12 protein-coding genes are annotated in these 12,986 nt (G+C 65.0%); 5 read left to right on the forward strand and 7 right to left on the reverse strand.

Translation table 11 applies throughout. The features are described 5' to 3' along the window. Nucleotides 1–5: 5 nt before the first annotated feature. Nucleotides 6–1,652, reverse strand: a complete 1,647-nt coding sequence (gene mdcA / locus NLM32_RS15215) for a malonate decarboxylase subunit alpha (protein WP_254129762.1) — start codon at nucleotides 1,650–1,652, stop codon at nucleotides 6–8. A 194-nt stretch (nucleotides 1,653–1,846) separates the two neighbouring features. On the opposite strand from mdcA, the gene madL reads away from it, so the two are divergent. From madL to NLM32_RS15235, 4 genes are all read left to right on the forward strand, one after another. Then, nucleotides 1,847–2,281 carry a malonate transporter subunit MadL gene (madL, locus tag NLM32_RS15220; RefSeq protein WP_254129763.1) on the forward strand — a complete coding sequence of 145 codons (435 nt, stop codon included), beginning with the start codon at nucleotides 1,847–1,849 and terminating at the stop codon, nucleotides 2,279–2,281. Further along, nucleotides 2,278–3,042 (forward strand): malonate transporter subunit MadM, encoded by a 765-nt coding sequence (gene madM, locus NLM32_RS15225; RefSeq protein WP_254129764.1) that lies wholly within the window; start codon nucleotides 2,278–2,280, stop codon nucleotides 3,040–3,042. Before madL ends, madM begins: the two co-directional genes overlap by 4 nt. After that, a complete protein-coding gene (locus NLM32_RS15230; protein WP_254129765.1) occupies nucleotides 3,043–3,771 on the forward strand; it encodes a GntR family transcriptional regulator in 729 nt (242 codons plus the stop codon). Between the two features lie 205 nt (nucleotides 3,772–3,976). Beyond that, nucleotides 3,977–6,136, forward strand: a complete 2,160-nt coding sequence (locus NLM32_RS15235; protein WP_254129766.1) for an exonuclease domain-containing protein — start codon at nucleotides 3,977–3,979, stop codon at nucleotides 6,134–6,136. Nucleotides 6,137–6,154: 18 nt separating this feature from the next. On the opposite strand, the gene NLM32_RS15240 is transcribed toward NLM32_RS15235, so the two are convergent. Genes NLM32_RS15240 through dinB form a run of 3 tightly spaced genes read right to left on the reverse strand, consistent with a single transcriptional unit; the run spans nucleotide 6,155 to nucleotide 8,709 of the window. After that, nucleotides 6,155–7,033, reverse strand: a complete 879-nt coding sequence (locus NLM32_RS15240; protein WP_254129767.1) for a CoA ester lyase — start codon at nucleotides 7,031–7,033, stop codon at nucleotides 6,155–6,157. Next, nucleotides 7,026–7,559, reverse strand: a complete 534-nt coding sequence (locus NLM32_RS15245; protein WP_254129768.1) for a redoxin domain-containing protein — start codon at nucleotides 7,557–7,559, stop codon at nucleotides 7,026–7,028. The genes NLM32_RS15240 and NLM32_RS15245 overlap by 8 nt, the downstream gene beginning before the upstream one ends. Nucleotides 7,560–7,608: 49 nt before the next feature. Further along, a complete protein-coding gene (gene dinB / locus NLM32_RS15250; protein WP_254129769.1) occupies nucleotides 7,609–8,709 on the reverse strand; it encodes a DNA polymerase IV in 1,101 nt (366 codons plus the stop codon). Nucleotides 8,710–8,752: 43 nt separating this feature from the next. On the opposite strand from dinB, the gene NLM32_RS15255 reads away from it, so the two are divergent. After that, nucleotides 8,753–9,196: a TspO/MBR family protein gene (locus NLM32_RS15255; protein WP_254129770.1), complete on the forward strand. Its 444-nt coding sequence runs from the start codon at nucleotides 8,753–8,755 to the stop codon at nucleotides 9,194–9,196. A gap of 17 nt (nucleotides 9,197–9,213) precedes the next feature. Here the strand turns inward: NLM32_RS15255 and NLM32_RS15260 are convergent, their stop codons facing one another. Genes NLM32_RS15260 through NLM32_RS15270 form a run of 3 tightly spaced genes read right to left on the reverse strand, consistent with a single transcriptional unit; the run spans nucleotide 9,214 to nucleotide 12,982 of the window. Further along, nucleotides 9,214–10,269, reverse strand: a complete 1,056-nt coding sequence (locus NLM32_RS15260) for a low specificity L-threonine aldolase (RefSeq protein WP_254129771.1) — start codon at nucleotides 10,267–10,269, stop codon at nucleotides 9,214–9,216. A 17-nt stretch (nucleotides 10,270–10,286) separates the two neighbouring features. Next, complete coding sequence (locus NLM32_RS15265) at nucleotides 10,287–11,924, reverse strand: iron ABC transporter permease (RefSeq protein WP_254129772.1); 1,638 nt, start codon at nucleotides 11,922–11,924, stop codon at nucleotides 10,287–10,289. Continuing rightward, nucleotides 11,921–12,982, reverse strand: a complete 1,062-nt coding sequence (locus NLM32_RS15270; RefSeq protein ID WP_254129773.1) for an ABC transporter ATP-binding protein — start codon at nucleotides 12,980–12,982, stop codon at nucleotides 11,921–11,923. Before NLM32_RS15270 ends, NLM32_RS15265 begins: the two co-directional genes overlap by 4 nt. Between the last annotated feature and the right edge of the window lie 4 nt (nucleotides 12,983–12,986).

Here is a 12,986-nt window from a genome sequence, read left to right on the forward strand (position 1 = left end):
AAACCTCACCAATTGCGGAAGCGGCTGGGCGGGCGGTAGAGGCCGCCGGAAGCCAGCATGAGATCCTTGATCGAACGGGCCGCGAGCAGATTGCGGTCGGCGTCGAGCGGGTCGATGCCGAGATCTTCGGGGCGCTGAATCACGCCGCGCTGCCGGAGCTGCTCGACCAGCCTCGCATCGCGCGCGCGGCCGATCTCGGTGTAGCCGGCAACGCCGCGGATGGCCTGCTCGCGCTCGTCCTTGCTGCGGCACATCAGGAGGTTGGCGATGCCTTCCTCGGTGACGATGTGGGTGACGTCGTCGGAGTAGACCATCACCGGCGCCAGATCGAGCTTGAGCTCGCGTGCCAGATCGAGCGCATCGAGCCGCTCGACGAACAGCGGAGCGTTGCGCTCGCCAAAGGTCTCGCCGATCTGCACCACCAGCTTGCGGCCGCGACGCAGCGCGGCGTTGGTATCGGGATCGGCCTCGGCGCCGGCCTTGAGCCAGGGCTCGCTCGGATGGCGGCGGCCACGCGGATCGGAGCCCATGTTGGGCGCACCGCCGAAGCCGGCGATGCGGCTGGTCGTTACCGTCGAGCTATGACCCTCCAGATCGATCTGAAGCGTCGATCCGATGAACATGTCGCAGGCATAGAGGCCCGCCGTCTGGCAGAACGCACGGTTCGAACGCAGCGAGCCGTCGGGGCCGGTGAAGAACACATCGGAGCGCGCCGCGACGTAATCCTCCATGCCGACTTCCGATCCGAAGCAGTGGATCTGCTCGACCCAGCCGGCTTCGATTGCCGGAATCATCGTGGGGTGCGGATTGAGCGCAAAGTGCGTGCAGACCTTGCCCTTGAGGCCGAGCTTCTCGCCATAAGTCGGCAGCAAGAGCTCGATCGCGGCGGTGTTGAAGCCGATGCCGTGATTGAGCCGGCGCACGCCGTAGGGCGCGTAGATGCCCTTGATGGCGAGCATCGCCGTCAGGATCTGGGTCTCGGTGATCGCGGCGGGATCGCGTGTGAACAGCGGCTCGACATAGAAGGGGCGGCCGGCCTCGACCACGAAATGCACGAGGTCGCCGGGGATGTCGACGCGCGGCACCTTGTCGACGATCTCGGTGACCTGGGCCACGACGAGACCGTTCTTGTAGCTGGTTGCCTCGACGACGGTCGGCGTGTCCTCGGTGTTCGGCCCGGTGTAGAGATTGCCGTCCTTGTCGGCGCTGACGGCCGCGATCAGCGCGACGTTCGGCGTGAGGTCGATGAAGTAGCGCGCGAACAGCTCGAGATAGGTATGGACGGCGCCTAGCTCGATCTTGCCGCCGAACAGCATGCGCGCGATGCGCGCCGCTTGCGGGCCCGAATAGGAGAAGTCGAGCCGCCGCGCGATGCCCTTCTCGAAGATGTCGAGATGCGCGGGCAGCACCACGCCCGACTGCACCATGTGCAAATCATGGACGTCCGCCGGCTCAAGGCTGGCGAGCGCCGAGGCGAGGATATCGGCCTGCTTCTGGTTGTCGCCCTCCAGGCACACCCGATCGCCCGACCGGACCACCGCCTTCAGGAACGCACCCAGGTTCGGGATCGGGACGACCTTGCCCTTGGCGTGCAGTCGGCCGGCCGCCAGGCGCTCGCAAAGTGCGGCCTTTTGCATACCCCAATCGCTCATTTCGGCTCCTTGGCATGCGGGAACTGGCTTTGATGTCGCTTAATGTATGCGTATTGCCTTCCGTTGTCAATTAATGTATACGCCAATTTATAAGCGATGGATATTCGCATACACAGGAGGAAATTTATGGTGCGAATGCATACAAAGCGCCCCTGCCGGGGGAACCGCACTTCGCGCACCGAGGGGAGGCGCCCGTGACCATTTCCGGCGTCGCGCTCCTCGCGATCTGCACGCTCTTGGGTAGCCTGCTTGGCGACCTGCTCGGCGTCGCCCTCGGCGTAAAGGCCAATGTCGGCGGCGTCGGCATTGCGATGATGTTCCTGATTGCGGCCCGGCTCTGGCTGGTGCGGCACGGCCTGCTCAGCCACGGTCTCAAGACCGGCGTCGAGTTCTGGGGCAGCTTCTACATTCCGATCGTGGTCGCCATGGCCGCGCAGCAGAACGTCGTTGCTGCGGCAAAGGGCGGTCCGATCGTCGTCATTGCCGGCGCCGGCGCGGTCGCGGTGTGTTTCGCGATGGTGGCTCTGATCGGAAAGCTCAGTGGCCCCGTCGAGACCATGGACGAGATCGAGGCCCGAGAGGCACTCGAGGCCAGCGTGCCTCACTTCAAGTCCGGGAGGGTTGCATGACCATGATATCTCACGTTCTCGCCGCCAATTCGCTGATCACCGCGTTCGCCGCCGTCGGGATCCTGATGTGGATTTCCGGAGCGATCTCGAAATACCTGACCTTCGGACGCATCTACGGCTCGGCGATCGCGATCATGTTGGGTCTGTTGCTGGCCTTTTTCGGCGGCGTCGCCACTGGCGGTGAAAAGGGCGTCGCCGACTGGCCTGCGCTGACCGGGATCGGCCTGATGGGCGGCGCGATGCTGCGGGACTTCGCCATCGTCGCCACCGCCTTCGAGGTCGATGTCGTCCATGCGCGCAAGGCGGGATTGATCGGTGCGGTCGCGCTCGGATTGGGGACGGTCGTTCCGTTCATTCTGGGCGTTCTCGTCGCCGCAGCGTTTGGCTACACTGATGCCGAATCGCTCACGACGATCGGCGCCGGCGCGGTCACCTACATCGTCGGTCCGGTCACGGGGGCAGCGATCGGCGCGTCATCACCGGTCATTGCTCTCTCGATCGCGACCGGTGTATTCAAGGCGGTGATCGTGATGATCGGGACGCCCTTCGTTGCCGGGATGATCGGCCTCAACAATCCGCGCAGCGCGATGGTGTTCGGCGGCTTGATGGGAACGGTCAGCGGCGTTTCCGGAGGACTTGCGGCGACCGATCGTCGCCTCGTGCCTTACGGCGCATTGACCGCGACGTTTCACACGGGCCTCGGATGCCTGGTCGCACCGTCCATCCTCTACTTCGCGGTGCGCGCAATCATAGGAAGCTGAATGGCAGGTCTGTTCAAAGTTGCAGCCGAAGCAGAAGAAGACGGCGGGCTTCTCTCCGATCGCATCCGCAATGCGCTCACGGACGAGATTGCGTCGGGTGCGCTCGTCGCCGGTTCGGCTCTGGAAGAGCAGCAGCTTGCCGATCGCTTTGGAGCTTCCCGCACGCCCGTGCGCGAGGCCCTGCGCCAGCTCGTCGTCAGCGGGCTGGTCGAGGTCCGGGGCCGTCGCGGGGTCGTGGTGGCGCGGATGACGCCCGAGCGCATCATGGACATGTTCGAGACCAGCGCCGAGGTGGAAGCCATGTGCGTGCGCCTCGCGACCTATCGCATGACGCCGCTCGAGCGCAGTCATTTGATCGAGCTTCACGAGAGCTCGCTGGCGATGGTCGAGGCCAATGACGTCGATGCCTATGACGCCTTCAACCGCACCTTCCATGAATGTATCTACAGCGCGACGCACAACTCGTTCATGGCCGAGCAGGCGCAGGATGTCCGTGCGCGGCTCAGCGCCTTCCGCCGCACCCAGTTGCGGCAGGGCGATCGCATTCGCAAGTCTCGCGACGAGCATGATGCCATCATGCAGGCGATCGCGGAGGGGGACGGTGACACTGCAGCGCGGCGCATGCGCGCTCACATGCTCAACGCGGCTGCCGCGCTCCGGCGCTATATCGATGATCGCCTGGGCACAGACGAGCCGATTGGTCCGACGGGTGGCTCAGCGCAGGGCTGATGAAGGCTCGTGTGTTTGAGGTCCCGGGAACGCAACGCTCCGTGGATGGCGCTCGGTCGTGAAGTTCCGAGCTTGACACTGTCGAACGAAAAGAACAGAAGTCGAACATGGCCGTCCATCACCCAGCGGCGAGCGGTGTCTGCGCCGCCCGCGCAAATCTGACCCAAGCGGGATCTCGCTGCGCCGCGCCGAGGGCTGCGCGCTGATGACGCTGCCCGTCCTGCCGCCGTACTACTACCACGACCATTTCACGGAGATGCTGAGCTTCGTTGGCGAGACCTACGGTCCGGTGCTGACCGACGAGCATCGGGCGTTTGTCGCTCGCTTCTCGTCGTTGTCGAAAGACGCCCAGTGCCTGTTCATCCGGATGGTCAACCGCAACGGCACGGTCTTCAATCCCTCCACGTTCAAGTACACGGAGATCGCCGACCCGGTTGGCGCATTGGGGGAGCTTGGTATCGCCGGTTATGTCCGGGGCCTGATCGAACAGGATTACGCGGCGTTCATGGCCTGCCTTGCAAAGCCGGTGCTGTTCGATGGCGCCAAGGCGGCCGGCGTGAGCGATGTCCGGGCCTCATGGCCCAAGGGCAAGCTGACGGAGTATTGGCTCGCCAATCTGTCGTTCGGCACCGCATTCCAGCGCTGCGGTGGTGAGGCCTTCATCGCGCTCGGTGATACCGAGCCGCTGGAGTTTCTGCTCTATCTCTATTTCGGCAAGACCGAGAACAACCTCAAGAATTTTGCGCTGCGCGACCTCGGCATCCTGCGCACCAACGATCAGGCGGATTTCAGCGCCCGGTTTGCCGACGCGGACGAGGCGAGGGCGTGCTTTCACTACGCCCGTCTGCTGCGTCACTTCGAAACCAAATCGGACGAAGCGTATCGCAATTCCGTGGCCGGCGTTCTCGGCGGTCCTGTCTGCCCGACGGACTACGCCTCGGATCTGCGGAGCCGCGCGGCCCACCGAGCGGGTCTGCACTTCGAGAAGAAGGGCGAGGCCGCGCTTGCGGTCCAGCTCTACCGCGCCGGCTCCTCCGCAGAATGTCACGAGCGCCTCGCCCGTCTGCTCTACGCGGAAGGCGACAAGGACGCAGCCGAGGAGCTGCTGCGTCGCATGATCGACGATCCCGCCAGCGACGACGAATTCGTCTTCGCGAGCGATTTCTATGCCCGCAAGTTCGACGGACGCAGGACGGGACTCTGCACCGAGCTGCTGCGAGCGGGGCGAACGCTCCGGGTCGACGATACCTGGCGCGGCAATCCGGAAGCAGGACTTGCGAGCGTCTTGCGCCGGCAAGGCGTTGAGGTCTTCCACGCCGAAAACACGCTCTGGCATTGCCTGTTCGGATTGCTGTTCTGGGACGAGCTGTTCGAATCCGGACAGCTGCACAGCGGCTTCGACTGGATGCCGCATTGCCTGAAGGACAGGACCTTCGCGCAGCTCTTTGCCGGTCAAATCGAGACCAGGCTCGCAGCCGTCGCGTCGCAAGCCGCGCTCCCCCAGATTCTGCGGATCGTCGCCGCAAAGTGGGGGAAGCCGAACGGCGTGTTCGCCTGGGACCATGTCGATATCGATGCGCTGCGCGCGCTGCTTGCAGGCGCGCGTGCAACGGGCCTCGCCACGATCCTTCGCCTGATGTGCGAGGATTATCGGGCGATGCGCGATGGCTTCCCCGATCTCATGCTCGTGGCCAGCGGCGCCGTCTCGTTCATGGAAGTGAAGGCCGAGGGTGACGTCATCAGGCGCAACCAGCTGACGCGGCTTCGCCAGCTCGGCAACGCCGGCATTCCCGCGGAGATCGGCCGCGCCGATTTCCGTTTCGATCCGGACCAGGACTATGTCGTCGTCGACATCGAGACCACCGGCGGCTGGACCGGCGGGGATCGCATCACCGAGATCGGCGCCGTCAGGATCCGCAATCATCAGGTCGTGGCGGAGTGGCATTCGCTGATCAATCCCCAGCGGTCGATCCCGGCCAAGATCGTCGCGTTGACCGGCATCACCAACGAGATGGTGCGGGACGCGCCGTTGTTCGCGGACGTCGCGGACAGTTTCATGCAGTTCATGGGCGATGGCGTCTTCGTCGCCCACAATGTCAATTTCGATTACGGCTTCATCGCCGCGGAATATGGACGCCTCGAACGCCGCTTCCGCTTTCCAAAGCTCTGCACCTGCGCGGCCATGCGCCGGCATTACCCCGGTCACAAGTCTTACGGGCTTGGCAAGCTCACGAGGGCGTTCAATATCGAGCTCAAGAACCATCATCGCGCGCTGTCTGATGCGCGCGCTGCGGCTCACCTCCTCAATTTGATCAATGCAAAGCGTGATGAGGCGGGAAGCAGGTCGGAAGAGATTGCGGCCTGATCCCGGACCGCGAGGGCCTTACTCACGGCTTCCCAATCGTTGTGCCCGCTCGATCAGTCTGCGAGCATTGCGATAGGTCGGTACTTCGACCCAAAGCCCGTCGCTCAGGGCGCGGTCTTCGCCGCGCTTGCGTGCGGCATCGAAGCCCGCGACGATCGCGCGCGCACGCGCAAGCTCCTCGGCGCCAGGGGTAAAGACTGCGTTCAACGCCGTCGCGTGCGCGGGACGCACCAGGGACTTGCTACGGTAGCCCAGGCGACGCGAGAGCGTCGCCTCGCGGACCGCGCCTTCGACGTCGCTGAACGTGTAGGGAGCATCGATCGGCTCGATGCCGGCGGCGCGCGCCTCCAAGATGAAGCGGCGGCGGGCGTAATCCAGTTCGACCGCGTCGGTGCTGCGTTCGGCGCACAGATCGTTGGCGAGGTCTTCCGCTCCCAGCAAGGCGCACCGGATGCGGGGGCTTGCCGCGGCGATCCCGCGGACCTCGACCACGCCGAGCGCCGTTTCGCAGACCGGCAGGATTTCGGTGCTGCCGGCCGTCATGCTGAGCTCTCGCTCCCAATGCGTGATCGCTGCATCGAGCGCGTGCATTTGCGCCGCCCCGTCGCTCATCGGATAAGCGATCACGTCGGGGCGCGCCTTCATGGCGGCGGCAAGATCGATCGTGCCGTCCGTCTCCAGTGCGTTGATCCTGATCGTTGCAATGCAGCCGCGGTTGCGACAATCCCCGACGAAACGCGCCAGCAGGTCGCGCGCGTCGCTGCGCCGTTCCGGCGGCGTAAAATCCTCGAGATCGACGATGAGGGCATCGGCCCCGGCATTCAGCATGCTCTCGTGGGCCGCGCGATCGGCGCCCGGGCCGAACAGCCATGTGCGGCGAAGGTCCGGATCAAGCATGGCATCCGCCTGTCGCGCAAACGCCGTCCTGCCCGGATTCCAGCGTCGTATCCGGCGGCAAGCCCTCGCAGACGAGCGCCATGATCTCGGCGCCGAGCTGCAAGTCCTGGATATGGCCAAACACATGCCGACGAAGCTGGCCGTCACGATCGAACAGCAACATCGTCGGTGTTCCCTGGAATCCGTAACTCCGCATGGTCCGCGGGAAATCGGTGCCGTCGGGCGCATCGACGGCAACGGGAAACCGGATCTGGTATTCGTGCAGGAAGACGCGCAGCGCGTTCGGCCCCATGGCATCGTGGTGCTCGAACACGCTGTGGAGGCCGATCACGGCGACATCCGACGATTTGAACGTCGCCGCGACGCGCTGAGCCTGCGGAAGGCTGTTGGCAACGCAACCCGGACAGAGCATCTGGAAGGCGGTCAGCATCACGATCCGGCCACGCAATGCGGCAAGCGACAGCGGCTCGGGCGTATTGAACCACTCCGTGGTCTGCCATTCCTTCGCCGGTTCGGCGCTCGCCATATGATCTGTCCTCGTCATCAGTCCCATATGTAGCACGATTTAGCTCGTATCAGATGCCGAAGGTCAGTTGCGGCTCCGCATCGTCGCCGAGCTGGAGGGACGACAGCGATACGCCGAGCAGCCTGACGCGCTTCGGCAGCGGCATCTCGACTTCGAGCAGGCCGCAGGCCAGCCGCTCCAGCTCGTCCCGGCCCGCGACCGGCGTAGGGGCGGACCTGCTGCGTGTGATGATCTCGAAGTCGGCGAACTTGATCTTCAAGGTGACGGTGCGGCCGCGGCTGCCGGTGGTCTCGCAATGGCGCCAGACCTTGTCGACGAGGGGCCGAAGCTCGGCGATCAGCACGTCGAATTCGCCGAGATCGGTCGAGAATGTGGTTTCCGCACCGATCGATTTGCGGATCCGGTTGGCGCGCACCGGCCGTTCGTCGACGCCGCGCGAGATCCAGTAATAATAGGCGCCCGACTTGCCGAAGTTCGCGTTCATGAACTCGAGCGTCTGGTTGCGGATGTCGAGACCGGTGAACAGGCCGAGTGCGTTCATCTTCGCACCTGTCGCCGGTCCGATCCCGTGGAACTTGCCGACCGGCAGCGTCTCGACGAAGGCGGGTCCCATCTCCGGCGAGATCACGAACTGACCGTTGGGCTTGCGGTGATCGGAGGCGAGCTTGGCCAGGAATTTGTTGTAGGAAATGCCCGCCGAAGCGTTGAGGCCGGTCTCGGCCTTGATCTTCTCGCGGATCCGCAGCGCGACGTCGCGTGCGAGCGGGATGCCCTGCAGGTTCTCCGTCACGTCGAGATAGGCCTCGTCGAGGGACAGGGGCTCGATGATCTCGGTGTGCTCGGCAAAAATCTCGCGGATCTGCCGGCTGATCGCCTTGTAGACCTCGAAGCGCGGCTTGACGAAGATCAGGTCGGGACATTGCCGCTTCGCGGTCACCGACGCCATTGCGGACCGAACGCCGAATTTGCGCGCTTCATAGCTCGCCGCGGCAACCACGCCGCGCTCGGCCGACCCACCGACGGCGACGGGCTTGCCGCGCAGCTCCGGATTGTCGCGCTGTTCCACCGATGCGTAGAAGGCATCCATGTCGATATGGATGATCTTGCGGACGCGCGTCGCGTCGCCTTCCACGGTGCCGGATTCTCTCATGCGCGGATGATACAATCGGCTCGAGAGAATCGCGAGGTGGCGTATGCTTCAGCTGTTGGTCTTCGTCGTTGCGGTTGTCGGAATCGGTTGGCTGATCGGCGCCACCAATCTCCCCGGTCCGTGGTATGCGGAACTGGCAAAGCCGTCCTTCGTGCCGCCGAATTGGGCGTTCCCGGTGGCCTGGACCATGCTCTACATCCTGATCGCCGTTGCGGGCTGGCGGACGTTCCGGCGGGAACCGCGGGGGAAGGCGATGGCGTTCTGGATCGCGCAGATCGCCCTCAACTTCGCCTGGTCTCCGGTCATGTTTACTTGGCATCAGATCGGCGCAGCGCTCGCGATCCTGTCCGGTCTCTTCGCAACGATCGTCGTCTATATCGGCCTCGAACTGCCACGCGACAGATTGGCGGCCGCGCTGTTTGTGCCTTACGCGGCCTGGGTCGCTTTCGCCGGCGTGCTCAACGCCGCAATCTGGCGTTTGAACTGAGGTGGCGGCTTACGCTCTCAGCTTCCCGTCATCACATCGCGAACGAGCGCGATGACCTCGTCGGCTTCCTGCTCGGTGCTGTCGAAGCGGGTCACGAAGCGGACGATATCCTGGCCCCGTCGCGCGAATGGCAGGCCGGTCGCGGCGAGCCGGTTGATGGCCGAGACGGGCAGGTTGATGAAAACCAGATTGGCTTCCACCGGTGCAACGAGCCGAACGCCGGGCAGCGCGGCGAGACCCACGCCAAGACGTGTGGCCACGGCATTGGCCTTGGTCGCGAGCCGCAGATAGAGGCCGTCCTCGACATAGGCGAGCAGCTGTGCAGACGCATAGCGCATCTTCGACCAGGTCTGGCCGGCGCGGCGAAGCCGATAGGACAGGGGTTCGACGAGGTCGCGGTCGAACACCACGATCGCATCCGACGACATGGCCCCGTTCTTGGTCGCGCCAAAGGACAGGATGTCGACGCCTGCGCGCCAGGTCATCTCCGCCGGGCTGCAGCCGAGCCGCGCCAGTCCGTTGGCGAAGCGGGCGCCATCCATGTGCACGGACAGATTCTTGTCACGGGCGATCGCACTGATCTCCGCGATCTCGGCGAGGGAGTAGACGGTGCCGAATTCGCTGGCCTGGGTGATCGACACTGCGTCGGGTTGCGAGCGATTGCGGACTCCCCAGGCCGTCCCGGCGAGCGCCTGGCGCAGGTGAGCGGGCTCGATCCGAAAGTTCGGGCCGGGCAGGGTGAGGAGCTTCGCGCCGCCCGTGAAGGCTTCGGTCGCGCCGCCTTCCGCAGTGTGAACATGTGCCTCTTCGTGGCAATAGATCGCGCCGTATGGTCGCGCGCACGCCGCGAGCGACAGGGCATTGGCAGCCGTGCCGGTCGCGACGGGGAAAACCGTAACTTCAGCCTCGAACAGCGCCGAGAAACGCTGGTTCAGCCATTTCGAATAATCGTCGTCACCGTAAGAGGCGGCCGGTCCGCGATTGACTTCAGTGATCGCCTGGAGAATTTCGGGCGCGACCGGTGCGACATTGTCGCTGCGAAAGTTTGGGAGCGTCCGGGGTGTGTCGTTCATGACGTCCTGTCCTGCCGTCATACGACGGTCGCTTCCTGCTTGTTGACGCGCCGGTTGATGAGAAGCAACGGGATCGCGGTGACGAGAATGAGGACCGCGGCTGCGGCGGCAGCCAGGCCTGCGCCGGTGCCTTCGATCGCATGGTACATCACAACGGTCGTGGTCGCCCAACGGCTCGAATAGAGCACGATGGTCGCGCTCAGCTCGGATGCGGCCGTGATCCAGACGAGGACGAGGCCGCCGACCAGACCGCTCGCCATCAGCGGCACCGTCAGGCGCGCGAATGTCTGGCTTGGCGACAAGCCGAGATTGATCGAGGCTTCCTCGAGCGAGGGATCGAGCTGGTGCACGATCGCCGAGGACGAGCGGATGGCGAAGGGCAGCTTGCGGACGACATAGGCGATCACCAGGATCAGCCAGCCGCCGGTCAGGACGAGCGGTCCGCTGTTGAAGGCAACGATCAGGCCGATCGCAAGGATCGTGCCCGAGACCGCGAACGGCACCATGCCGACGAAGTCGAGCAGCCCGGACAGGCGGGAGCGATGCCTAGCGACGACATAGCCGATCGGCGCACCGATCAGCATCGTCGCGACGGCGGCGATGCTCGCGAGCGTCAGCGTGTTGAGCAGCGGACGATAGGAGCCGGACAAGAGCGTGGCGTAATTGTCCAGGCCGAGCTCCCAGGTCAGGACGGGGCCGCGGAAGCGCAGCATCGAAACCATCAACACGGCCGCGAACGGCAGCAGCGAGACGACCACGATGCCCCAGCTCATGATCGCGGCAAGCAGCCGCAATCCCGGCGACAGCGCCAGCTTTGCGGGCGCGCTGCGCGCATTGGTCGAGAAGCGGCGCTTGCCGAGATAGTGCCGTTGAACGAGAAGCGCGAGCGCGGTGCAGGCGATCAACAGCACGCTGAGTGCGCCCGCAGCGGCGGGGTTGGCGTCGGACTCGCCGGCGAACAGCTTGAAGATGTCGACGGCGAGAAACGGCCGGTCTTCGGCCAGCACCGCCGGCACGCCAAAGTTCTCCAGCGCCTCGATGAAGACCAGGAGGCCGCCGGCGAGAATTGCCGGCATCACGATCGGCAGCAGGACGGTGCGGACCGCGTAAGACGGCGAGCCACCGAGATTGCGGGCGGCTTCCTCCATCGAGGCATCGACGGCCTGAAAGCCCGCCAGCACGGGCATCACCACATAGGGATAGAGCGTCAGCGTGAACACGATCACGATGCCGGGCATGCCGTAGATCGAGCCGATCGGGATGCCGATCCCGCGCAGGGCCGTGGTGATGACGCCGGCATGGCCGAACAAGAGCACCAAGGCGTAGGCGCTGACGAACGAGGGAAGCACCAGCGGCAGCGACGCCAGCGTCAGCAGCAGCGCGCGGCCCGGCACATCAACCCTTGCGAGGCAGAAGGCGAGCGGGATGCCGATCGCGCATGCAAGGCCTGTTGCGAGAGCCGCCGCGAGCAGAGAGTTGCCGATCGAGCCGAGGTAATAGCGGCTCTTCACGATCGCCGCGTAGTTGCCGAAGGTGAAGGCGCCGGTGCCGTCGATCCGGATGCTGGCATCGAGCACGAGCGCGAGCGGGTAAAGCAGGAACACCGCGAGCAGCACCAGGGCCACCAGGGCCACGATGGTGGCGAAGCGCTTCATGGCGCGGGGAACGCAATGATTTGGGCGGGGTCATAGGCAAGCACGAGCGATGCGCCGGGCGCAGCGTCGAACGTCGCGCCGCCGAGCGCCGCGACCCGAAGCTGGGTGCCGTCAGGCAGCGTGGCGTGAAGCCGCTGCACCGGCCCGAGAAACTCGCGCAGCGCCAGCCGGGCCTGAACGCGAGGACCGTCAGAGCTGTCCGCTAGTCGTAAAGCCTCCGGCCGGAGCGACAGCAAAACCTTTGCCCCCGGCTTCCCGACCTCGCCCCTGACCGAAAACTCCGTTCCGGCCGCGGCGACCTGGGTGTTGCGGCCGTCGAAGGCTTTTGCGACGCCCGGCACCATGTTGGTCGAGCCGAGGAATTCGGCCACGAAGGCGGTCTGGGGCATCCGATAGATGCGTTCGGGTGTGTCGACCTGCTCGACCTTGCCATGCCGCAAGACGGCGATACGGTCGGAGATGGCGAGCGCCTCCTCCTGATCATGCGTCACATAGATCGCGGTCAGGCCGAGCGCCTGCTGCAACTGGCGGATCTCGATGCGCATCTCGGTCCGCAGCTGCGCGTCGAGATTGGACAGCGGCTCGTCGAACAAGAGCACCGCGGGCTCGATCACGAGCGCACGCGCAATGGCCACGCGTTGCAGCTGGCCACCCGAGAGCTGGTGCGGCGAGCGCGGACCATAGCCGGCGAGGCGCACACGCTCGAGCGCCTTGTCGACGCGCGACTTGATGTCGGCCGCCGGAATCTTTCTCGCCTTCAGTCCGTAGGCGACGTTTTCGGCCACGGTATGGTTCGGAAAGATCGCGTAGTTCTGGAACACCATGCCGGTGTCGCGGCGATGCGCGGGCAGATTGTCGATGCGCCGGTCGCCGAAGGAAATCGATCCGGATTCGACGTCGACGAAGCCGGCGATCATGCGCAGCAACGTCGTCTTGCCGCAGCCCGAGGGCCCGAGCAACGTGAACAGCTCGCCATGCGCGATGGCGAGCGAGATGTCGTCCACCGCGCGCACCGCGCCGAAGGTGCGGGTCAGCCGTTCGATCCGGATCGCGGTCATGGAA

Origin of the sequence: Bradyrhizobium sp. CCGUVB14, assembly GCF_024199935.1 — a bacterium.
GTDB lineage: Bacteria > Pseudomonadota > Alphaproteobacteria > Rhizobiales > Xanthobacteraceae > Bradyrhizobium.